The organism is Stenotrophomonas sp. STEN020, assembly GCF_056760195.1.
On sequence record NZ_JBRREI010000045.1, the window covers coordinates 1 to 22,028 of the forward strand.

15 protein-coding genes are annotated in these 22,028 nt (G+C 63.6%); 5 read left to right on the forward strand and 10 right to left on the reverse strand.

The window, feature by feature from the left end:
* Positions 1-123: 123 nt before the first annotated feature.
* The 10 genes from ACVOLZ_RS16620 to ACVOLZ_RS16665 all read right to left on the reverse strand — a co-directional run bounded on the left by ACVOLZ_RS16620 (position 124) and on the right by ACVOLZ_RS16665 (position 11,812).
* The gene (locus ACVOLZ_RS16620; RefSeq protein ID WP_481517072.1) at positions 124-1,005 is read right to left on the reverse strand and encodes an energy transducer TonB; all 882 of its coding nucleotides are present in this window, start codon (positions 1,003-1,005) and stop codon (positions 124-126) included.
* 60 nt (positions 1,006-1,065) lie between these two features.
* Positions 1,066-2,796: a bifunctional isocitrate dehydrogenase kinase/phosphatase gene (gene aceK / locus ACVOLZ_RS16625; protein ID WP_481517073.1), complete on the reverse strand. Its 1,731-nt coding sequence runs from the start codon at positions 2,794-2,796 to the stop codon at positions 1,066-1,068.
* A 459-nt stretch (positions 2,797-3,255) separates the two neighbouring features.
* On the reverse strand, positions 3,256-3,672 hold the full coding sequence (locus ACVOLZ_RS16630; RefSeq protein WP_481517074.1) for a roadblock/LC7 domain-containing protein: 417 nt from the start codon (positions 3,670-3,672) through the stop codon (positions 3,256-3,258).
* On the reverse strand, positions 3,665-4,213 hold the full coding sequence (locus ACVOLZ_RS16635; protein ID WP_481517075.1) for a GTP-binding protein: 549 nt from the start codon (positions 4,211-4,213) through the stop codon (positions 3,665-3,667). Before ACVOLZ_RS16635 ends, ACVOLZ_RS16630 begins: the two co-directional genes overlap by 8 nt.
* The gene (locus ACVOLZ_RS16640; RefSeq protein ID WP_481517076.1) at positions 4,210-5,178 is read right to left on the reverse strand and encodes a hypothetical protein; all 969 of its coding nucleotides are present in this window, start codon (positions 5,176-5,178) and stop codon (positions 4,210-4,212) included. The genes ACVOLZ_RS16635 and ACVOLZ_RS16640 overlap by 4 nt, the downstream gene beginning before the upstream one ends.
* Before the next feature lie 251 nt (positions 5,179-5,429).
* Positions 5,430-7,661, reverse strand: coding sequence for an NADP-dependent isocitrate dehydrogenase (locus ACVOLZ_RS16645; protein WP_481517077.1), 2,232 nt, complete (start codon positions 7,659-7,661; stop codon positions 5,430-5,432).
* A gap of 595 nt (positions 7,662-8,256) precedes the next feature.
* Positions 8,257-8,736 (reverse strand): hypothetical protein, encoded by a 480-nt coding sequence (locus tag ACVOLZ_RS16650; protein ID WP_481517078.1) that lies wholly within the window; start codon positions 8,734-8,736, stop codon positions 8,257-8,259.
* A 58-nt stretch (positions 8,737-8,794) separates the two neighbouring features.
* Positions 8,795-9,097 (reverse strand): LysM peptidoglycan-binding domain-containing protein, encoded by a 303-nt coding sequence (locus ACVOLZ_RS16655; protein WP_481517079.1) that lies wholly within the window; start codon positions 9,095-9,097, stop codon positions 8,795-8,797.
* A 99-nt stretch (positions 9,098-9,196) separates the two neighbouring features.
* Positions 9,197-10,006, reverse strand: coding sequence for an NADPH-dependent 7-cyano-7-deazaguanine reductase QueF (gene queF, locus ACVOLZ_RS16660; protein WP_481517080.1), 810 nt, complete (start codon positions 10,004-10,006; stop codon positions 9,197-9,199).
* 486 nt (positions 10,007-10,492) lie between these two features.
* A complete protein-coding gene (locus ACVOLZ_RS16665; protein WP_481517081.1) occupies positions 10,493-11,812 on the reverse strand; it encodes an amidohydrolase in 1,320 nt (439 codons plus the stop codon).
* Positions 11,813-12,122: 310 nt separating this feature from the next.
* On the opposite strand from ACVOLZ_RS16665, the gene ACVOLZ_RS16670 reads away from it, so the two are divergent.
* The 5 genes from ACVOLZ_RS16670 to ACVOLZ_RS16690 all read left to right on the forward strand — a co-directional run bounded on the left by ACVOLZ_RS16670 (position 12,123) and on the right by ACVOLZ_RS16690 (position 21,915).
* Positions 12,123-13,382: an efflux RND transporter periplasmic adaptor subunit gene (locus ACVOLZ_RS16670; protein WP_481517082.1), complete on the forward strand. Its 1,260-nt coding sequence runs from the start codon at positions 12,123-12,125 to the stop codon at positions 13,380-13,382.
* Between the two features lie 47 nt (positions 13,383-13,429).
* A complete protein-coding gene (locus tag ACVOLZ_RS16675) occupies positions 13,430-16,654 on the forward strand; it encodes an efflux RND transporter permease subunit (RefSeq protein WP_481517083.1) in 3,225 nt (1,074 codons plus the stop codon).
* A 6-nt stretch (positions 16,655-16,660) separates the two neighbouring features.
* Positions 16,661-19,780: an efflux RND transporter permease subunit gene (locus ACVOLZ_RS16680; RefSeq protein ID WP_481517084.1), complete on the forward strand. Its 3,120-nt coding sequence runs from the start codon at positions 16,661-16,663 to the stop codon at positions 19,778-19,780.
* A 489-nt stretch (positions 19,781-20,269) separates the two neighbouring features.
* Positions 20,270-21,379 carry a catalase family peroxidase gene (locus ACVOLZ_RS16685; RefSeq protein ID WP_481517085.1) on the forward strand — a complete coding sequence of 370 codons (1,110 nt, stop codon included), beginning with the start codon at positions 20,270-20,272 and terminating at the stop codon, positions 21,377-21,379.
* Positions 21,376-21,915 carry a cytochrome b gene (locus tag ACVOLZ_RS16690; protein WP_481517086.1) on the forward strand — a complete coding sequence of 180 codons (540 nt, stop codon included), beginning with the start codon at positions 21,376-21,378 and terminating at the stop codon, positions 21,913-21,915. The genes ACVOLZ_RS16685 and ACVOLZ_RS16690 overlap by 4 nt, the downstream gene beginning before the upstream one ends.
* Positions 21,916-22,028: the final 113 nt, after the last annotated feature.

Genomic DNA, 22,028 nt, shown 5'->3' on the forward strand with positions numbered 1-22,028 from the left:
TTTTTGTGCGCCCCCCCCCCGCCGGGGGGGGGCCCCCCCCCCCCCTCCCCGCCCCCCGGCGGGGGGGGGGGGTCTTCCCGGGCCCCCCCCCCCCCGCGTGGGGCTCGGCACTACCCGTAAGGGTCAGGTGCCCTGCAGCGGGGTCAGCAGGCGCGGGCCATTGTTGTCGACCAGATTGACGCTGCCATCGGCGAGCGCGTCCGGCGAGAATCCAAGCTGCTCGCGGTCTTCGCGCCACGGTGCACGCTCACGCGGGCCCGGCACATAACTCACCCAGCGCGCCTGCTCCTGGCCCTCGGCGGCCCCATTGTCCAGCGAATAACTGACCGGTACGCGCACGTTCCAGAACGGCTGCGCGGCCGCAGGGCCTTGCGTCGGAACCCGGAAGGTCCATTGCCTGGCTCCGGCCAGGGCACTTTTGGCCAGCAGTTCGCGGGCACGTCGCTGATCGTTCTCCCTGCTGAGGAAGGTAAGGTTCACCTGCTCGGCAAAAGCATCCTCGACCTTGCCGTCCCTGCCGATCTTGACCAGCAGGTAGACACTGCCAGAAATGCCGGCACGGTAAGCTTGCTCTGGATAGCGCGGCGGCTTCAGCGAGATACGCGCGATGTTCTCCGGATCGTCGGCGTCGAGCCGCGCAAAATTGATGCCGCGCAGGCTGATTTCATAGCGATCACCATCCAGTTTGCGGGCGATGACGCGCAGGCTCATCGGTGCCAGCGCGCGGACTGCGACGCCATTCCGGAGCACAGGCTCGAAACGCCATTTCAAACCCGCATCGCGCACCATGCTCACCACCCCGGGAGGCAGCTTGTCCTCTTTGTCCAGCTGCACTGCTGATACCGACCCGTCGGTTTCGATACTGACTTCGCCACGGACCACCAAACTGCTTTCAATCCGCTCGCGTACTGCCGCGATACCGCCACCACTCTCTGCCTTGGCAATCACCGGCATCGCAGTCATAACCACAGCGCCAAACGCCATGGCCGCAAATATCTGTCGCATCCCACGTCTCCTTGTGTCCGGAAAGCGGATTAAAGCGCGGCCCGTGGGCCGCGGCAAGCCTCAAGCGAGCCGCAGCGCGCGCGGGTACGGCGGGGTATCAGGGTACAGACCTTGCCGGAACCCGGCCTGTAGATCCAGCCACCAGCTCGGATCAAACAGCTCACCAAATTTCTCCTGCACCACATCCAATGACGACCGCGGCAATCCCATGAACGGTCCAAAACGCTCAGGGAATACATCGTTCGGCGCGACATGGAACCACGGTTCGGCCGCCATCGCCTCTTCCTCGCTGCGTGGCTGTGGCCATGGCAGGAAATTACATTCGGTAACCAGGCACAGTTCGTCATAGTCGTAGAACACCGCACGGCCATGCCGCGACACACCGAAATTCTTCAGCAGCATGTCGCCAGGGAAGATGTTGTTGCAGGCCATGTCGCGGATCGCCTGCGCATAATCCAACGCGGCAGCGCGTGCCGCCTCTGCGCCCTGCTCGCGCAGGTAGAGATTCAATGGCCGGAAGCGACGCTGCACGTAACACAGCGCAATCTCCACTTCATCGCCGTCGACGCGCACGCTCTGACTGCACTCATCCACCAGCTCCTGCAACAAGGCCGGCGCAAAACGCTGTCGTGGGAAGCGCAGATGGCGATACGGCTGTGCATCCAACAAACGACCAATGCGATCCAGGTTGAACACCAGCGCGTATTTGTCCTCCACGTCCTGTCGGCTCATGGTCTTGGGCCAGGCAAAGCGGTCGCGGATCAACTTGAAAACCAGCGGATAGCTGGGCAGGGTGAACACCGTCATCACCATGCCCGGCGTGCCATCGGCATGCACCAGCTGTTCGTTGTCGTGCTGTTGGAAGTGACTGAAGAAGGTGCGATAGCGCTCGGTCTTGCCCTGCTTGGCCCGGCCCAGCACCGTATAGATCTCATCCACCGGTTTGCCCGGCAGGATGCTTCGCAGAAACACCACCGCATCGGCCACGGTCGGCAGGTCTGCCTGGAAGTAGCTGCGCGAGACGCCGAACAGATGTGCCACATCGCGACGGCGGCTCAGCACCGCCTCCACCCGGATGCCGCTCTCATCATTGACCAGCGCAATCACACACGGCGAGAACCGATGCTCGCCGAACACGCGTCCGACCAGATAGGCACGTCGCTCGCGGTAAAACACCGTCTGCAACAGCTCGATCGCGCGTACCGGATACGGCCCCCAATGGGCGAGATCATCCTGCAGCCGCACCGCGATGGCCGCTGCGCAACGCAGCTGGTGCGCGTACGGCAGGTCGAACACGTAGTCCGCCAACAAGCGTGAGAACGCTTCGGCTGGGCGGGCCTCCGACACAGCGTAAACATGCCGCGCGACCGGATGGGTGATGGCATCGGACGGCTCGATATCCAGCGCCATGAACTCGATGCTGTCATCCACACCGCGGGTGGCAAACAGACGTCGGGTGAGCGTGTTGTAGAAGGTCTTGTAGAGCTCGCCGTCAATGCGGCCTTCGATCAATGCAGCGAAGCCCTGTTTGACCTGTCGCCACAACAGCTGCAACTCGCTACTGCCCTGCAGCAGCTGATCCAGCTGCGCGCGGCACTGCGCAACACAGACGTCATACAGCTCGATGCGCTCTACTGCATCGGCTTTGGCAGCAGCCCAATCGCGACGTTGGAAGCGCTCGCGTGCACGCCGGCTGATCTGGGCGAAGTCGCGGTGGTAATGCTCGAAACCCTGCGCGATGCAGCTGGCGCTGCTGGCGGCCAAAGCGTTGTCTGTAGCCAACTCGGTCATGAGGGCATGACCTGACGGCGCCGAGATGCTGGGTCAATGTAGGTACGGGGCAATCGCATGCGAAGAACACCGGGGAGTTGCGCTGACCATACGCCACTGGCTGCTGTTCGGGACAGGCTTGGGGGCGGAGCTGTTCGTGGATTGCGGGTTTTGCACCAAAAGCACCCCTCCCCAACCCTCCCCTTTGCTACGCAAAAGGGAGGGGGCGAAGCAGGCGCTCTCGTGCAACTCGCAGACGGGGCCGGAGATGGCCATGATCTGCCCCCTCCCTTGCGCGCAGCGCAGGGGAGGGTTGGGGAGGGGTGCTTTGGCTTTGGCTTTGGCTTTGGCTTTGGCTTCGGCTTTGGCTTCGGCTTTGGCTTCGGCTTCGGCTTTAGCCCTTCTCCCGCCAGCGGGAGAAGGGTTGGGATGAGGGGAGCCTTGGCTTTGGCTCCAATGCAGCCGCAGCTACCGCCACCATCACTCCCCAGACAACTCCGCCTGGATCTTGCGCCCACACTCGCGCGCGCTCCACAGCACGTGGCCGATCACGCTGCGCTGGCCGCAGGCGGCCATCAGCAACAACGAGCCGCGTGGCAGCTGGATCGACTGCATCAATACCTTGCCTTCGCTGGCCTCCAGCATCAGCACGTCCAGCGTGCCCAGGGCCAGCTCGCGGCCAACCGCCGAGGCCAGCGCCAGCATGGCGCTGGTCATGGCTGCCAGACGCTCGCCGCTGGAGGTCTCCGTGGCGGCCTGTGCCAGGACAAAACCATCGATGCTGGCGACGACAGCGGCACGCACGCCATCCACCGAACTGGTGAACTCCTGCAGCCGTTGGTCTATCGCCGCGACCTCCCAGTCTTCCAGCAGTGCAATCGCCTTGGCCTCAGTCATGGGCACCCACCAGGGCAGCGGCTTCGACTTCACCCATCAGTACATCCATCAGCAGCATCACCGCATCCTCCGAGCGTGCGTCAAACGGCACCAATGGCAACGGCCTGCCGGCGGTCTTCTGTGCCTGCATCAGGCAGGCATCAAGATCCACATCCGGCATCAGATCGAATTTGGATACGCCGATCACTGCCGGAACCGTCGCGGCGTGTTCGCGCAGTGCCAGCAGGTAGCGTTCCATTTCCTGCACTACGTCGGGGCTGGAGGCGTCAGCCAGGATCACCACGCCACGCGCGCCTTGCAGCAGTACCGGCCAGATGAAGGAGAATCGCTCCTGCCCCGGCGTGCCGTACAAGCGCAGCCGATCGCCATTGGGCAGACTCACATCGGCATAGTCCATCGCCACCGTGGTTGCCAGTTTGGATGAGCTGGCATCGGTGTTGAGTACGTCGGTATCAATGACGGTGCCGCCCGCTACAGCGCGCACCAGCGTCGACTTCCCCGCCCCCATGGCGCCCAGAATCACTACCTTGTGCTCGATCATGCATGGGTACCCGTGCGTTGACGGACGCTGCGCCACATCCGTGCCAGCAAGGCGCTGGCACCAACCTTGGCCGGCGCAGGCGGCGGCGCAGCTGCCGGCTCTGGCACCTGCACCCTGGCATAGCCACACAGGTAGGCAGAACGCATGAAGGCTCGTGTTGCATTGCTGTCCAGCTCCAGCAACTCAGTGCACTCTGCAAGGGTGCAAGGCTTCTTCAGCAGCAGCGAACACAGCCTGAAGCCATCGTGTTGATGCGCAAGCACGCGGAAGTCCGGCCAGCGCAGCAGGCTCACCCGTGCGTTCTGTTGCAGGCGTCGATCGAAGTCGGTCCAGTTGTCGCCAAACTGCGCCATCTGCCAGAGCAGCGGCCGCAGCGGTTGCCGCGACAGGTTTTCCGCCAAGGCCTGGAAGCGAGCCAACGACAGCTCCTGCAGGGAAAGCAATTCGAATACGTCACCCAGCTGCTGGGCCAGGCTTGGCCCCTGCACTGGATGCACGTAGAGCGGCACCATCTGGTCGTGTTCGAAATCAATCAGCAATTGCGGCTGGCCCTGCAGTGTCAGCACTGCGCGGCCCTGCTTTTCCTGCAAGCGCTGCCGTAGCAGGCGGGTAACCTGCTTGGCGCCGCTGGCCAGATATAAGCCATCGGTAGTGGTCGGCGCAGGAGGCGGTGCCAGCGCGTGCTGGATCTGCGTTTGATCCAGATGCAGCTCGCCGCTGCTGCGGCCATCATGTACGGCACCGGCGTCATCATGCAGCCACAGGCGCATCGCCGGCCGCTTGCTGGCCATATGCTGGGCGGCACTGCGCAACGCCGGGGTATCGCGGACCAGCAGCAGATCACACTGGTCCAGATCGACACAGCGTTGCAGACCTTCCGGTGGTAATCCTGCAATCTCCCTCAATCGCCCGAGGAGCGTCTGCTCCTCCCGGGTGTCCGAGCCCACTACCAGCACCCTGGTCATGCCTCTTCCCCTTTTTGACGCGCTCGCGTCATGCGATTCCCTGCGTGTCGGATGAGGCTATTCCAGAAGCTGCATGTGAAAGGGTGATTGATCCCACACTTCGATTTTTCAGTGGAGTTTTCAGCACACGACCTTGGTCGTATCTACACACCGTCATCACGCGAAAACAAGAAAGCCTGCGTCCTTGAAGGACGCAGGCTTTCAATATGTAACAGCAGCGACAACACGCCGCCGTCACTATCTTACGCTGATCAGCTCTTGAGGCTGGCGATCGCGGCGTTGAGGGTGGCACTCGGGCGCATTGCCGGGCCAGCCTTGGACAGGTCAGGACGGTAGTAGCCGCCGATGTCGACGGCCTTGCCCTGCACTGCTGCCAGCTCGTCGACGATCTTCTGCTCGTTGCTGGTCAGTACTTCGGCCAGCGGTGCGAACTTTGCTTTCAACGCGGCATCGTCATTCTGCTCGGCCAACGCCTGCGCCCAGTACATGGCCAGGTAGAAGTGGCTACCGCGGTTATCGATGCCACCGAGCTTGCGCGAGGGCGACTTGTCGTTATCCAGGAACTTGCCGTTGGCAGCGTCCAGCGCATTGGCCAGTACCGCAGCGCCCTTGTTGTCGTAACGCTGGCCCAGGTGCTCCAACGAAGCGGCAAGCGCCAGGAACTCACCCAGCGAATCCCAGCGCAGGTAATCCTCTTCGACGAACTGCTGCACGTGCTTCGGTGCCGAACCACCGGCGCCGGTTTCGAACAGGCCGCCGCCGGCCATCAGCGGCACGATCGACAGCATCTTGGCGCTGGTGCCCAGCTCCAGGATCGGGAACAGGTCGGTCAGGTAATCACGCAGCACATTGCCGGTCACCGAGATGGTGTCCTCGCCCTTACGGATGCGCTCCAGCGACACCGCAGTGGCTTCTTCCGGCGACAGGATGCGGATATCCAGACCGCTGGTGTCGTGGTCCTTGAGGTACTTTTCGACCTTGGCGATGACCTGCGCATCGTGGGCGCGCTTGGCGTCCAGCCAGAACAGCGCCGGGGTGCTGCTCAGGCGGGCGCGGCTGACGGCAAGCTTCACCCAGTCCTGAATCGGGGCGTCCTTGGTCTGGCACATGCGCCAGATGTCACCGGCTTCCACCGCGTGTTCGAACACAACGTTGCCGGCTTCATCGGTGACCTTGACCACGCCATCGGCGGCGATCTGGAAGGTCTTGTCGTGCGAGCCGTATTCTTCGGCCTTCTGTGCCATCAGGCCGACGTTCGGCACCGAGCCCATGGTGGCAGGGTTGAACGCGCCGTGTGCCTTGCAGTCTTCGATAACGGCCTGGTACACGCCAGCGTAGCAACGGTCCGGAATGACCGCCTTGGTGTCCTGCAGTTTGCCTTCGGCATTCCACATCTTGCCGGAGTCGCGGATCATCGCCGGCATCGAGGCGTCGACGATGACGTCCGACGGCACGTGCAGGTTGGTGATGCCCTTGTCCGAGTTGACCATGGCCACGGCCGGACGCTTGGCGTATTCGGCGGCGATATCGGCCTTGATCGCTTCCTGCTCGGCTTCCGGCAGCTGCGGCAGGCGTGCGTACAGATCGCCGATGCCGTTGTTGGAATCGAAACCGATCTGGGCGAGGCTGGCAGCGTGCTTGACCAGCACGTCCTTGTAGAACTCGTCGACCACGACGCCGAACATGATCGGGTCGGAGACCTTCATCATGGTCGCCTTCAGGTGCAGCGAGAACAGCACGCCCTGGCTCTTGGCATCGGCAATCTGTGCATCAACGAACGCAGCCAGCGCCTTGCGGTTCATCACCGAAGCATCGATGATTTCGCCGGCCTTGACTGCGGTCTTGGCCTTCAGCACAACGGTGTTGCCGTCGTTCTGCACCAGCTCGATCTTCAGGCTGCCAGCGTTGGCGACGGTAGCCGACTTCTCGCTGCCGTAGAAATCACCGCCGTCCATGTGCGCGACGTGCGACTTGGAGTCGGCAGTCCAGGCGCCCATGCGGTGCGGGTGCTTGCGGGCGTAGTTCTTCACCGACAGCGGTGCGCGGCGATCGGAGTTGCCTTCGCGCAGCACCGGGTTGACCGCGCTGCCCTTGATCTTGTCGTAGCGCGCCTGGATGTCGCGCGACACGTCATCGGTCGGTGCGTCCGGGTAGTTCGGCAGGATGAAACCCTGGTCCTGCAGTTCCTTGATCGCGGCCTTGAGCTGCGGCACCGAGGCCGACACGTTCGGCAGCTTGATGATGTTGGCTTCCGGCTTGGTGGCCAGCTCGCCCAGTTCGGCCAGATCATCGCTGATCTTCTGCTCGTCCTTCAGGAAATCCGGGAACTGCGACAGGATGCGGCCGGACAGCGAGATATCGCGGGTCTCGACGGCAATGCCGGCGGTCGCGGTAAAGGCATCGACGATGGGCAGCAGCGACTGCGTGGCCAGGAACGGAGCTTCGTCGGTGAGCGTGTAGATGATCTTCGGCGTATTCGACATGGGGGCAAAAACTCTCTTGCTGACGGATGCGGTGCGTGGAATGGCAGCGGCGATCGGGCAGGCGCACGGCCATCCAGTGGGCCGGCGCGCAATCCCTCTCCGGCTGCCGGATGAGGAAACCCTCGCATTGTCGCGTTTTCGACGGGAGCGGGCAAAGCAAATCCATACGCCAAGGTAGGGAGCGACACACCATCTGCGCTAGGAGATGGCGCAGGCCTTGTGCTGTCTTGCTCATGCCGATTGCGGCGGCGGTGGTCTCAGCTGCAACCACCCGCGCTGTACGCGAGCGGGTGCGGACAGTGCGCAAATCAAGGTTCGCGCGCAATGGAACGAAATAGGGTTGTGTTGATTGTGGGAGCGGCGTCAGCCGCGACGCTGAGGTTGCTCAAACCTCTTCATTTGATGATGTCCCTGCTTCGCGGCTGACGCCGCTCCCACAAGAAAAATCCGATGCCGGAACCAAGCATCGGACCCGGGCGACTCAAATGCTGAAGTGAACAGCTCTACGGTTCACGCGGACAAAAAAAGGCGCAGCCTGGTGGCTGCGCCCATGCGTATCACCGGCGGGAGAGAGTTACGCCGGCTAACGCCTTACTCACTTCACCTCGAACTGCTGCGGGGTACCGGCAGCCTTACCATCGACGGTGACGTCGGCGGTGTACTTGCCAGCCGGCCACGGCTTGCTGTTGGCGAATTCGATATTGGTGGTGCCAACGTCGGTGGAATTGAGCGTGGCGCTCTGCTCACCTGCGGTCTGGCCATCCTGATAGGTCAGCTTGGCAGCCACCGGCACATTGCTGGCGGTGCCACTGGTCTTGATCGAAACAATGATCTTGTCCTTGGCAGCCAATACAGCAACCGGCGCCACCGACATATCAGCCGCCGCAGCGCTACCGACAGTCACTGCGGTGACCGCGAGAACCGGCGCGGCAGGTGCTGCCTCGACCATCGGAGCCGGCGCGGTTGCGGCCGGCGGCGGGGTCGGCGCAGCTTCTTCTTTCTTCTTGCAGCCAACCAGTGCCACGGCACCGACCACAGCGATCATCAGGGCACTGCTAAGCGAAGTCTTCTTCATGAATTGCTCCGAATCTGGTTTGTAGGTGCGTACGTATGTATATGTATTGGCGCAGGGATCAACCCTGACGCGCCGGAATTTTCAGCGTCTGTCCGGGGCGGATCTTGTCCGGGTCGTCGAGGACATCGCGGTTGGCATCGAATATTTTCTTCCACGCATTGCCATCGCCGAGCAGGTTCTTGGCGATCTTGGAGAGGTTGTCACCACTCTGCACCGTGTATTCCTGCTCGCCAACGATCTCTTCGGTACTGGTCACTGTTGCCGTGACACCCGAAAAATCCGCCTTTTCCACCACCTGTTCGGTGCTGGTGACGGAGCCAGTGACACCGGAAAAATCGGCTTTCTTATCAGTACTGCTCATCCAGGCTGCTCCTCCGTGACTGACTGGAAGCAACGATTGCACGACGCCTGTTAAGGTTTCATCGTGCCAACGTAAAAACCAGCGTACGCAGCTGAATGTTTATTGACGCAGGTCGCGGATCGGGGCGCTGGCGACCAAACCCGGGCTGGCCCGGCGCGGGTTGATGTCCAGGCCGCCGCGGCGGGTGTAGCGCGCCTCCACTTCCAGCGTGGCCGGCTCGCAGCGCTGGCTCAGTTCCAGGAAGATCCGCTCCACGCACTGTTCGTGGAACTCGGCGTGGTCGCGGTAGCTGACCAGGTAACGCAGCAGCCCTTCACGGTCGATGCGCGGGCCCTGATAGCGGATGCTGACGCTGGCCCAGTCCGGCTGGCCGGTCACCGGGCAGTTGGACTTGAGCAGGGCCGACACCAGGGTCTCACTGACCACGCTGCCGGCATCGGCCAGCAGCAGGTTCGCATCGGGCGGGCCATAGCTGTCGATGGCGACATCCAGGTGGTCGATACTCTCACCTGCTGTCTGCGCGACCGGTGGTAGGCCAAACTCCACCCGCACATCGGCGCCGGCGCAGGCCGACAGATCGGTGGCAATGCGCTCGCGCACGGCTTCGGCACGGTTGAAACGTGCCCCGTTGAGCGAGTTCAGGTACAGCTTGAGCGACTTGGACTCGATCAGGTTTGGCGAGGTCCCCGGCACGTACAAGGTGGCGGTCTCCACGCAGGGCTTACCGCGTGCATCCAGCCAGCCCAGCTCATAGATATGCCAGCGGTCCTCGCCGACGAACGGCAGTTCGCTGCCCAGACCGATCTCGGCACGGGCGCCGGCGCGCGGGATCGGGAACAGCAGACTGGCATCGTACTGGCGGGGGTAGTCGACCTCACGGCCGAGGCTGGAATCTTGTGGAGTATTCATTGGCGTAGTGTAAATGCGCCATGTTGAGCGGGGGATTTATGGGATTGCGATTCCCCGGCCGCTCCGGGAAAAGCGCCTGTCCTGGCAAAGGAAGGCGGCTGTCCAGGCCCTCCTTGAGGACTTGGGCCCCATCTCCCCCCGTAGTGCCGAGCCATGCTCGGCAGCGCCTTTCCCCGCAACCCATCAGAATGTGGGAGCAGCGTCAGCCGCGACGCTGATGGTTTATCAGCTTGCCGAGCTGTCGGTGGTTCCAACTGTGCCGGCATCGCGGCTGACGCCGCTCCCACAAAAGCAAGAACGGAGCAGCTACGGGTAGTGCCGAGCCATGCTCGGCAGCGCCTTTCCCCGCAGCCCATCAGAATGTGGAAGTGGCGTCAGCCGCGAAGCTGGTGGTCCATCAGGTTGCGGAGCTGTCGGTGGTTCCAACTGTGCCGGCTTCGCGGCTGATGCCGCTCCTACAAAAGCTTCTCAGAGCGTAGCCGGGACTCAGCCAGCCTTGCCGCCATTGAGGTAGTCCAAGGACACCTGCAACAGCGCGCGCAGACCTACGTCCAACGCCTTCTCGTCCAGCAGGAACTTGGGCGAGTGGTTGCTCGGCGCGGTAGCCGGATCGATACCGGCACCGGTGGAGCCAACGAAGAAGAACATCGACGGCACCTGCTGGGCATACAGCGAAAAGTCCTCCGAGCCCATCTGCAATGGCGGCTCGTAAACATTGTCCTTGCCCACCACCGCCTGCAGGCTGGGCAGCATGCGTGCAGTCAGTGCCGGGTCGTTGACCGTGGCCGGGTTGCCATCCTTTTCATAAATATCGGTGACGGCGGTGGCGCCGTGGGCGGCAGCGGTGTGTTCGGCGACATTGCGCAGGTCGGCGAATATCTGCTTGCGCATGTCCGGGTCGAAGGTGCGGATGGTGCCCACCATCTCCACCGAGTCGGGAATGATGTTGTAGCGGATGCCGCCCTTGATCGCGCCGAAGGTGAGCACTGCCGGCTGCTTGGACAGGTTGGCGCGGCGGCTGACGATGGTCTGTGCGGTGCCGATCAGGTCAGAGGCCGCAACAATCGGGTCAACGCCGTTCCATGGCGCCGAGCCATGCGTCTGGCGACCATTGACGGTGATGCCGAAGCGGTCGGAGGCCGCCATCAGAGGGCCGCCGCGCACGGCAATCTGGCCCGCCTGCACGCTGGAGAACACATGCAGGCCGAACACCGCCTCCGGCTTGAAGTCCTTGAACAGGCCTTGCTTGAGCATCAGGTCGGCACCGCCCTGCTCCGGTGGCGGCGCGCCTTCCTCGGCCGGCTGGAAGATCAGCATCACTTCGCCGGGCAGCTTGTCGCGCATGGCGACCAGCGCGTCGGCCACGCCCAACAAGGTTGCGGTGTGCGCGTCATGACCGCAGGCATGCATCACACCGACCTGCTCGCCGCGATACTCGGCGGTGGCCTTGGAGGCAAATGGAAGGCCGGTCTGTTCGGTGACCGGCAGCGCGTCCATGTCGGCACGCAAGGCGATCTTCGGGCCGGGCAGCCCGCCCTTGATGATGGCGACCACACCGTGCACAGCGATGCCGGTCTGTGGTTTCAAACCCATCGCACGCAGGCGCTCGGTAACCTTGGCAGCGGTACGCTCTTCACGATTGGAGAGTTCCGGGTGGGCATGGAAATCGCGTCGCCAATCCACCACTTGTTGCTGCAAGCGGCTGGCCGCCTGGACCACCTCAGGACGCTGGATGGCATCCTGAGCCTGCGCCAGTGGCGAAAGCACGCACAACAACGCGGACAGCGACAGGGTCTTACGGGCCATCGGCAACTCTCCTTCCAAACGGAACCAAGGTGGATGTAGGGCAATCATGGACGCAATGGATGCCAAAGCGGCAACCTGCCTGATGTAGGCAGACCAGCATCCGGGCGTCAGCAGAACTCTACCGGGATCGACTCAGGGTTTTGTGGCCCAACATTGCGGATATCAGGTCAACCGATGCCGCGATGGAACGTTCATCACCTGCACGGGTCTGTATGCGTGGCCCATCGGTCATGCCTCCCAGACCACAGGCGCGGCGGTATCCTCTGCGCCTTGTTGGTTCTCCCCCTATCGGTTGCTCAGGAGTTTTCGCATGTCGCGTTTCTGGAAGATCGTACTGCTGGTCATTGCAGTGCTGCTGGTGGCCGGTATCGGCTATCGGGTGATGGGGGGCGGCAAGCAGAAGGCCGGTGCGGCGGCGGACAGTAGCGGCCAAGGCAGCCAGGGTGGCCGCGGCGGCAACAACGACAAGGATCCAGTGCCGGTCACCGCGGTCAGCGCCGAGAAGAAGGACGTGTCGGTTTACCTGACCGCACAGGGCACGGTAACTGCGTTCAACACCGTCACGGTCAGCCCGCAGGTCGGCGGCCAGTTGCTCAGCGTCAACTTCCGCGAAGGCCAGGCGGTCAAGAAGGGCGAACTGCTGGCGCAGATCGACCCGCGCACTTTCCAGGCCCAGTACGACCAGGCCATCGCCAGCAAGCGCCAGAACGAGGCCCTGTTGGCCACCGCGCAGTCCAACTACGCGCGCTCCAACTCGCCGGAATACCGCCAGTTTGTCGCGCAGACCGACCTGACCACGCTGCGCAACCAGGTAACCCAGTACCAGGCCGCCGTCGCCGCCTCGCAGGCCTCGGCCGCACAGGCAAAGGTGCAGCTGGACTACACCCGCATCACCTCGCCGATCAACGGCATCGCCGGTATCCGTGCGGTCGACCCGGGCAATGTGGTCAGCGCCGGCAGCCAGATCGTCACCGTCACCCAGCTGCAGCCAGCCTATGTGCTGTTCAACCTGCCGGAACAGCAGCTCGACGCGGTGCGCAGCGCACAGGCCTCGGGCCCGCTGCAGACCTCGACCATGGATCGCGAAGGCGGCAGCGTGGTCAATGCCGATGGCGTGCTGCAGGTAGTGGACAACCAGATCAGCAGCAGCAGCGGAACTTTCCGCCTGCGCGCGCAGTTCCCCAATGCCAACGATGCGCTGTGGCCGGGACAGTTCGTCAACGTGCAGATGAAGCTCAATGTGCTGCCGGGCGCGATCGTGGTACCGGCCGAAGCGGTGCAACGCAGCAGCACCAGCGACTTCGTCTATCTGATCAAGCCCGACAACACCGTCACCCTGCGCAATGTGGTGCAGGGCGGCCAGGTCGATGACAGCCACGTAGTGATCAGCAGCGGCCTGCAGGCGGGCGACAAGGTGGTCACCGAAGGCCAGTTCCGTTTGAAGGAAGGCAGCAAGGTCAACGCACTGGCGCCGGGGCAGGCGCCGCCAGCACCGACTGAAGCGCAGCTCAAGGCAGCCGCCCAGAAGGGCAGTGGCAGCCGTGGTGGACGGGGTGGCCCGCCGCGCTGACGCGCTGGCCGGCACCCGCCTCCCCTCCCCCGCACCAGGAACCGACCGTGGGCTTTTCGACTATTTTCATCCGGCGCCCGATCGCCACCTCCCTGTTGATGATCGGGCTGATGCTGCTGGGCATCCTCGGTTACCAGCGCCTGCCGGTTGCGGCCCTGCCCGAGATCGAAGCGCCCAGTCTGGTGGTGACCACCCAGTACCCGGGTGCCAGCGCGCAGACCATGGCCTCGCTGGTGACCACGCCGCTGGAGCGGCAGCTGGGGCAGATTTCCGGGCTGGACATGATGACCTCCGATTCGTCGGCAGGCCTGTCCAGCATCGTGCTGCAGTTCTCGATGGAACGCGATCTGGATACCGCCGCGCAGGACGTGCAGGCGGCCATCCGCCAGGCCACCCTGCCCAGCTCGCTGCCGTATCAACCGGTGTACAACCGGGTGAATCCGGCCGATGCGCCGATCCTTACCCTGAAGCTGGCCTCGGACACGCGCCCGCTGCGTGAGGTCAACGACCTGGCCGACTCGATCCTGGCCCAGCGCCTGTCGCAGACCGACGGTGTCGGCCTGGTGTCCATCGCCGGCAATGTGCGTCCAGCGGTGCGCATCCAGGTCAACCCGGCGCAGCTGGCCAACATGGGCATGACCCTGGAAGACCTGCGCAGCGCGCTGACCCAGGCCAACGTCAACGCACCCAAGGGCTCGCTCAACGGCAAGACCCAGAGCTATACGCTGTCCACCAACGACCAGCTCAGCGATGCGTCCGATTACAACGACATCATCATCCGTTACCAGAACGGTGCGCCGGTGCGTCTACGCGACGTGGCCAAGGTGGTCGACGGGGTGGAGAACGACCAGCTCGCCGCCTGGGCCGATGGCAAGCCGGCGGTGCTGCTGGAAGTCCGCCGCCAGCCCGGTGCCAACATCGTCAAGACGGTGGAGAACATCCGCCAGATCCTGCCCAACCTGCAAGGCATGCTGCCGGCCGACGTAAAGCTGGATGTGTTTTCCGACCGCACGGTGACCATCCGCGCCTCGGTGCATGACGTGCAGTTCACCCTGATCCTCACCATCTGTCTGGTGGTGGCGGTGATCTTCGTCTTCCTGCGGCGGCTGTGGGCCACGGTGATTCCGTCGGTGGCGGTGCCGTTGTCGCTGCTGGGCACGTTCGGAGTGATGGCCTTTGCCGGCATGTCGCTGGACAACCTGTCGCTGATGGCACTGACCGTGGCCACCGGCTTCGTGGTCGACGATGCGATCGTGATGATCGAGAACATCGTGCGCTATATCGAGAAGGGCAAGGACGGCCAGGAAGCAGCGGAAATCGGCTCCAAGGAAATCGGCTTCACCGTGCTGTCGTTGACGGTGTCGCTGATCGCGGTATTCCTGCCGCTGATCCTGATGCCGGGCGTCACCGGCCGCTTGTTCCATGAGTTCGCCTGGGTGCTGTCGATCGCGGTCGCGATCTCGATGGTGATCTCGCTGACCCTGACGCCGATGATGTGCGCCTACCTGCTCAAGCCCGACGCGTTGCCGGAAGGCGACGATGCGCATGAGCGTACCGCCGCGCAAGGCAAGGTCACCGCCTGGTCGCGACTGGTCGGTGTGTACGAGCGCACTTTGGACTGGGTGCTGCACCACCAGCCGCTGACCTTGGGCATAGCCCTGGCTTCGGTCGCACTGACCGTAGTGCTGTACATGGTGATCCCCAAGGGCCTGCTGCCCGACCAGGACACCGGCATGATCACCGGCGTGGTCATCGCCGATCAAAACGTCGCCTTCGACCAGATGCAGCAACGCACCCAGGCGGTGGCTGCCGCCTTGCAGAGCGATGAAGCCGTCACCGGGGTAGCTGCTTACATCGGCGCTGGCAGCATGAATCCCACCCTCAACCAGGGCCAGCTGAGCATCGTGCTCAAGGACCGTGGCGATCGTGATGGGCTGGATGTGATCCTGCCGCGCCTGCAGGCCGCCGCCGCGCATATCCCCGGCGTCGCGCTGTACCTGAAACCGGTGCAGGACGTGACCCTGGATACGCGTGTGGCTGCCACCGCCTACCAGTTCTCACTGTCGGACATGGACAGTGCCGAGCTGGCCAAGCAGACCGAGCGCGTCACCGACGCATTGCGCCGGCTGCCGGAACTGGCCGACGTCGACGACAACCTCGCCAACCACGGCCGTGCACTGCATGTCGAAGTGGACCGCGACAAGGCCAGCCGCTACGGCGTCCCGATGCAGACCATCGACGACACGCTGTACGACGCTTACGGCCAGCGCCAGATCTCGACCATCTTCACCCAGCTCAACCAGTACCGCGTGGTGTTGGAAGTGGCGCCGGAGTTCCGCACCAGCGATGCGCTGATGAACCAGCTGGCGATCGGCAGCAATGGCAGCGGCACGCTCAGCGGCAGCAATGCCACCACGCTGGGCCAGGTGACCTCAAGCAACTCGTCCACCGCAACCGGCATCGGCAGCGCCAATACCGGTATCGCATTGGGCGCAGGCGGCAGCATCCCGCTGTCGGCGATTGCCACCGCAAAAGCCGGCACCGCGCCGCTGATCGTCAGCCATCAGCAGCAGCTGCCATCGGCAACGATCTCGTTCAATCTGGCACCGGGCTACTCCTTGTCCGAAGGCGTGGATGCGATCAACAAGGCGGTGGCCGAGCTGGAGCTGCCGCAGCAGATGCAGGCGCAGTTCGTCGGCACCGCTGCTGAGTTCTCCAGCAGCCAGACCGACGTGATCCTATTGCTGCTGGCCGCCATCGCGGTGATCTACATCGTGCTCGGCGTGCTGTACGAAAGCTGGATCCATCCGCTGACCATCATCTCCACCCTGCCGCCGGCCGGTGTCGGCGCACTGCTGGCTCTCTACCTGTGCGGCATGAGCCTGTCGGTGGACGGCATCGTCGGCATCGTGCTGCTGATCGGCATCGTCAAGAAGAACGCGATCATGATGATCGACTTCGCGCTGGACGCGCAGCGCTCCGGCGCCAATGCCTATGATGCGATCCGGCGCGCCTGCCTGCTGCGCTTCCGCCCGATCATGATGACCACCGCCGCCGCCATGCTCGGTGCCTTGCCGCTGGCGCTGGGCACCGGTATCGGTTCGGAGCTGCGGCGCCCGCTGGGTGTGGCGATCGTCGGCGGCCTGCTGTTGTCGCAGCTGGTCACGCTGTACACCACGCCGGTGATCTACCTGTACTTCGAGCGCCTGTCCGAGTGGGCGGCCAAGCGCCGTGAGCAACGCGCCGCTGCACGCCTGCAGACGGCACGGTAAGCGCGGATGAACATCTCCGCGCCTTTCATCTCGCGCCCGATCGGCATCACCCTGCTGGCGATCGGCCTGTTCTTCGCCGGACTGGTCTGCTACCTGCGGCTCGGCGTTGCCGCCCTGCCCAATCTGTCGATTCCGGTGATCTTCGTGCAGGCCTCCAACACCGGTGCCGACGCCAACACCATGGCGGCCACGGTCACCGCGCCATTGGAGCGTCACCTCGGTCAGGTGCCAGGCATCGACACCATGCGCTCCAGCAGCAGCGATGGCCGCAGCATGGTGTTCCTGATGTTCAACACCAGCCGCAACATCGACTCCGCCGCACAGGATGTGCAGGCTGCGATCAATGCGGCCATGGCCGATTTGCCGGCCGGCATCAACACGCCTACCTACCAGAAAGCCAACCCCAACGACGATCCGGTAATCGCTTTGGCGCTGACCTCGGACACGCAGTCGGTGGCTGAGTTGTACAACACCGCCGACTCGTTGCTCGCCCAGCGCCTGCGCCAGCTGCCCGGCGTATCGCAGGTGGATATCGCCGGCGCTTCCACGCCAGCGGTGCGCGTAGACCTCAACCTGCGCGCGATGACCGCACTTGGCCTGAGCCCGGACGACCTGCGCAATGCGATGCGCGCGGCCAACGTCGCCTCGCCGCTGGGCTTCCTCAGCGATGGCACCAGCCAGACCGCGATCATCCTCAACGACCAGATCCGCAAGGCTTCGGATTTCGCCAACGTCGCCATCTCCACCCATGACGGCGCGGTGGTGCGGCTGAAGGATGTGGCCACGGTCTACGACGGCCAGCAGGACGCATATCAAGCGGCCTGGTTCAACGGCAAGCGCGGCGTACTGATGTACGTATACCTGCGCAGCGGTGACAACCTGGTCGCTACCGTCGATCGAGTAAAGGCATCCATTCCTTCACTCACCGGCTATCTGGATGCCGGCACCACGCTGACACCGTACTTCGACCGCACCCCAACCATCCGAGCCTCGCTGGCCGAAGTGCAGATCACCTTGATGATCAGCCTGCTGATGGTGATCCTGACCATGGCGCTGTTCCTGCGCCGGCTGGCGCCAACGCTTATTGCTGCGGTGACCGTACCGTTGTCCTTGGCCGGTGCCGCGCTGGTGATGTACGCGCTGGGCTTCACCCTCAACAACCTCACCTTGCTGGCGCTGGTGATAGCCATTGGCTTCGTCGTCGACGATGCCATCGTGGTGATCGAGAACGTCATGCGCCATCTCGATGAGGGCATGCCACGCCGTGAAGCGGCGATGGCGGGCGCACGCGAGATTGGCTTCACCATCGTATCGATCACCGCCTCGCTGGTCGCGGTATTCCTGCCGATCATCTTTGCCCAGGGCATGATCGGTGCATTCTTCCGCGAGTTCACCCTCACCTTGGTTTCGGCGATCCTGGTCTCGGCGGTGGTTTCTCTGACCCTGACCCCAGCACTGTGCGCACGCTTCCTGCATCCGCACGCCGAGGGCGCACGCGATACCCGCACCAATCGCATGCTGGACCGCGTGCATGAGGGCATGCTCAAGGTCTATACGGTCGCGCTGGATTTCTCGCTGCGCCACGCCTTGCTGCTGTCACTGACGCCTCTGCTGCTGATCGTTGCAACGTTCTACCTGGCCGGTTCGGTCAGCAAGGGCCAGTTCCCCGAGCAGGACACCGGGTTGATCTGGGGCCGCGCCAGCTCCAGTGCCACCGTCTCGTTCCAGGAAATGGCCGAGCGCCAACGCCGACTCAGCGATACCTTCCTGGCCGACCCGGCGGTGAAGATGGTTGGCTCGCGACTGGGTTCCAGCCGCCAAGGTAGCAGCGCACAGTTCAACATCGAGCTGCATACCGAGAAAGAAGGCCGCAAGGAGCCCACAAATGTGGTGGTCAGCCGGCTCAGCGCCAAGGCCGCGCAGTTCCCGGATCTGGATGTGCGTCTGCGCGCAATCCAGGACCTTCCCTCCGACGGCGGCGGTGGCGGTTCACAGGGCGCGCAGAACCGCGTGACCCTGCAGGGCAATGACGCCGAACAGCTGGCCGAATGGCTGCCCAAGCTGGTGACCGCGCTGAAGCAACATCCGCAGCTGCGTGATGTCGGCTCGGACGTGGACAAGGGTGGTCTGATGCAGAAGATTGTCATCGACCGCGAGAAGGCCTCACGTCTTGGCGTGACCATCGGCGCCATCGACGGTGCGCTGTACGGCGCCTTCGGCCAACGCCAGATCTCCACCATCTATGCCGACCTCAACCAGTACGGTGTAGTGGTCAATGCGCTGCCCAGCCAGACCGGCAGCCCCGCCGCGATCGAAGACCTGTATGTGCCAACCAAGAGCGGGCAGATGATTCCGCTGACCGCACTCGCCCATCAGGAGCCAGGTTTGGCTCCATCACAGGTCACCCACCAGAACCAGTACACGGTGATGGACCTGAGCTACAACCTGGCACCGGGCGTAAGCAGCGGCGAAGGCGACGCCATCGTCAAATCGGTGATCGCCGGCCTACGTATGCCTGGCGACATCCGTCAGGCCGCGCCCGGCGGTTTCCGACAGGCCATGGACCCGGTCGCGATGCTGATGCTGATCATCGCCGCCATCGCCACGGTCTACATCGTGCTCGGCATGCTCTACGAGAACCTGGTGCATCCGGTGACGATTCTGTCGACGTTGCCGGCAGCGGGCATGGGCGCCTTGTTGGCCTTGTGGATCACCAACACCGATCTGTCGATCATCTCGATGATCGCGTTGGTGTTGCTGATCGGCATCGTCAAGAAGAACGCCATCATGATGATCGACTTCGCTCTGGTAGCGCAGCGCGTGCGCGGCAAGTCGCCGGCCGATGCAGTACGCGAGGCCTGCATCGTGCGTTTCCGCCCGATCATGATGACCACGATGGTCGCCATCCTCGCGGCGCTGCCGCTGGCGATTGGTCTGGGTGAAGGCTCCGAGCTGCGACGTCCACTGGGCATCGCGATGATCGGCGGCCTGCTGATCTCGCAGAGCCTGACCCTGCTCAGCACCCCGGCCTTGTATGTGATTTTCTCCTGCCTGCAGCAGCACTGGCGCAACTGGCGTGCGCGCAGCAAGGAGCGCAAGCGGCTACGCAAGCTGGCACGCGCGTGATCCACCCCCTCCCTTGCGCGCAGCGCAGGGGGTGAAGAAGGTCTGCTTGCGCGGCACTGCCGCGCGACCTGATGAACGACCGAAGGCTACGCCTTCGGGCCGGACGGGCTGGGGAGGGGTGCTCTGGCTTCTGCTCTGGCTTCTGCTCTGGCTCCAGCTCCAGCTCCGGCTGTCGCCTTAGCCCTTCTCCCGCCTGCGGGAGAAGGGTTGGGATGAGGGCAGCTTTGGCTTTGGCTTTGGCTTTGGCTTCAGATTTTGATTTGCATGCACGCATGCGATCCAAGCGAGAAAAGCCAGCAGCCAAAGCAACATCAACAGCGCAGAAGCTCACCCCTCCCCAACCCTCCCCTGCGCTACGCGCAAGGGAGGGGGCTGAAAGCCGCTGCACTGCGTGCAAGGGAAGGAGCAAAGCGCAAAGCTGGCCCTTCGCAGCCACTTCTGCCACCGTATAGCGGCACCACGCTCCCGTCGGTCAAGACTGGTATCGCAATGCCTCTATTCAAATTCACCCGCCACGGCGGGCAAGCGCGCGGCGACCAGCCGCACTCTCCCCTGCCCTGGATCGCATTGATCGCGCTGATCCTCGGCGCAGTGGCGCTCGGCTTTGCCTGGCTCGCCGGTTGGATAGGCCGTGATCGGCTGACCGCACAGAATTTCACCGATGCCATCGAAGCAACCGGCGCCAACCACCCCGGCTTTCGTCGCGCCCACAGCAAGGGCGTTTGCGTAAGCGGCTGGTTCGAACCCAGCGCTCAGGCGTCACAGCTATCGCATGCCCGTATGTTCGAACAGCAACGCGTGCCGGTGCTCGGCCGCCTGTCGATAGGCGGTGGCAATCCACATGGTGCCGACAACAACGCACGCGTACGCAGCATCGCCCTGCAGCTGAGCAGCGATGACGGCCAGCAATGGCGCATGGCCATGAACAGCTTCCCGTTCCTCGCCGTCGCGACACCGGAGGCCTTCTACGAGCAGACCCGCGCACAGATTCCCGACCCGACCACCGGCAAGCCGGACCCGGCCAAGCTCGCCGCGATCCAGGAGAAATATCCCAGCGCCCGTGCCTTCACTCAATGGGCCAAGACCGCACCATGGACCGACAGCTGGGCCAGCACCGAGTTCAACAGCGTCAACAGCTTCTGGTTCACCAATGCACAGGGGCAACGCCGTGCAGTGCGTTGGCGCTGGCAGCCCCAGGCCACGCCGCGCGAACTGGATGCAGCAACCCGCGAACAGGCCGACGTGGATTTCCTCAGCCAGGATCTGCAACACCGGCTGGCACAGGGCCCGGTCCGTTGGAACCTGGTGGTGACTTTGGCCAGCGCACAGGACGCTATCAATGACCCGTCCGTACCGTGGCCTACCGAGCGCGAACAAGTGGTTGCCGGTGTACTCAGCATCGATCAGATGCAACCGCAGGAACAAGGCAGCTGCAATGACCTCAACTTCGACCCGTTGATCCTGCCCGAGGGCGTCGAAGGCAGCGACGACCCCATCCTCGCCGCTCGCTCGGCGGTGTACTCGCAATCCTTCAATCGCCGCGAGCGCGAGCGCGCCACCGGCGAAGCCGCTCGTGACAACGCACAGGTGCAGCCATGAGTAGCAGCAACGGCCACTTCAACCTGTTGGCGCGCGCACTGCACTGGAGCATGGCGCTGCTGATCCTGGCGATGCTGTTCATCGGCGTGACCATGGTTGCCTCGGTGCACCTGCGCCCAGGCCTGATCAATCTGCACCGACCAATCGGCATCTTGATCTTCGTACTGGTCCTTCTGCGCCTGTACAACCGCTTGCGCCACCGGCCACCACCGCTGCCTGCTGACCTGCCTGCATGGCAAGCATGGGCCGCCACCGCCTCGCACTGGTTGCTGTATGCGTTGATGCTGGCGATGCCATTGATCGGCTGGGCGATGTTGTCGGCGGGCGGCTATCCCATCGCGTTGTGGGGCGGCGTGCAGCTGCCACCCATCGTGCCGCATACGCCATCGCTGTACGCACTGCTGCGCAATGCCCACAGCCTGCTGGCCTACCTGCTGTTTGCCACGGTGCTGGTGCATGTTGGCGCTGCCTTGTTCCATGCCTGGGTGCGCCGTGATGGCGTGTTCCAAACGATGGCGCGAGGACCGCGCAGCTAAAGGCCCGCACCACAACTGTAGGCCTGCCTGCGGGCCCAAACTGCTACGCTCAACCTGTCCCACCAAGGGCGCCAAGCCAGAACCAGTCAGCACTGGCTAGAATCCTGCCTCCA

What these genes read in the sequence shown, in the direction of transcription:
- ACVOLZ_RS16670 (WP_481517082.1), top strand. Translation starts at nt 12,123, where the DNA reads ATGTCGCGTTTCTGGAAGATCGTACTGCTGGTCATTGCAGTGCTGCTG.
- ACVOLZ_RS16645 (WP_481517077.1), bottom strand. Translation starts at nt 7,661, where the DNA reads ATGTCGAATACGCCGAAGATCATCTACACGCTCACCGACGAAGCTCCG.
- ACVOLZ_RS16680 (WP_481517084.1), top strand. Translation starts at nt 16,661, where the DNA reads ATGAACATCTCCGCGCCTTTCATCTCGCGCCCGATCGGCATCACCCTG.
- ACVOLZ_RS16685 (WP_481517085.1), top strand. Translation starts at nt 20,270, where the DNA reads ATGCCTCTATTCAAATTCACCCGCCACGGCGGGCAAGCGCGCGGCGAC.
- ACVOLZ_RS16665 (WP_481517081.1), bottom strand. Translation starts at nt 11,812, where the DNA reads ATGGCCCGTAAGACCCTGTCGCTGTCCGCGTTGTTGTGCGTGCTTTCG.
- ACVOLZ_RS16635 (WP_481517075.1), bottom strand. Translation starts at nt 4,213, where the DNA reads ATGATCGAGCACAAGGTAGTGATTCTGGGCGCCATGGGGGCGGGGAAG.
- queF (WP_481517080.1), bottom strand. Translation starts at nt 10,006, where the DNA reads ATGAATACTCCACAAGATTCCAGCCTCGGCCGTGAGGTCGACTACCCC.
- aceK (WP_481517073.1), bottom strand. Translation starts at nt 2,796, where the DNA reads ATGACCGAGTTGGCTACAGACAACGCTTTGGCCGCCAGCAGCGCCAGC.
- ACVOLZ_RS16630 (WP_481517074.1), bottom strand. Translation starts at nt 3,672, where the DNA reads ATGACTGAGGCCAAGGCGATTGCACTGCTGGAAGACTGGGAGGTCGCG.
- ACVOLZ_RS16690 (WP_481517086.1), top strand. Translation starts at nt 21,376, where the DNA reads ATGAGTAGCAGCAACGGCCACTTCAACCTGTTGGCGCGCGCACTGCAC.
- ACVOLZ_RS16620 (WP_481517072.1), bottom strand. Translation starts at nt 1,005, where the DNA reads ATGCGACAGATATTTGCGGCCATGGCGTTTGGCGCTGTGGTTATGACT.
- ACVOLZ_RS16650 (WP_481517078.1), bottom strand. Translation starts at nt 8,736, where the DNA reads ATGAAGAAGACTTCGCTTAGCAGTGCCCTGATGATCGCTGTGGTCGGT.
- ACVOLZ_RS16655 (WP_481517079.1), bottom strand. Translation starts at nt 9,097, where the DNA reads ATGAGCAGTACTGATAAGAAAGCCGATTTTTCCGGTGTCACTGGCTCC.
- ACVOLZ_RS16640 (WP_481517076.1), bottom strand. Translation starts at nt 5,178, where the DNA reads ATGACCAGGGTGCTGGTAGTGGGCTCGGACACCCGGGAGGAGCAGACG.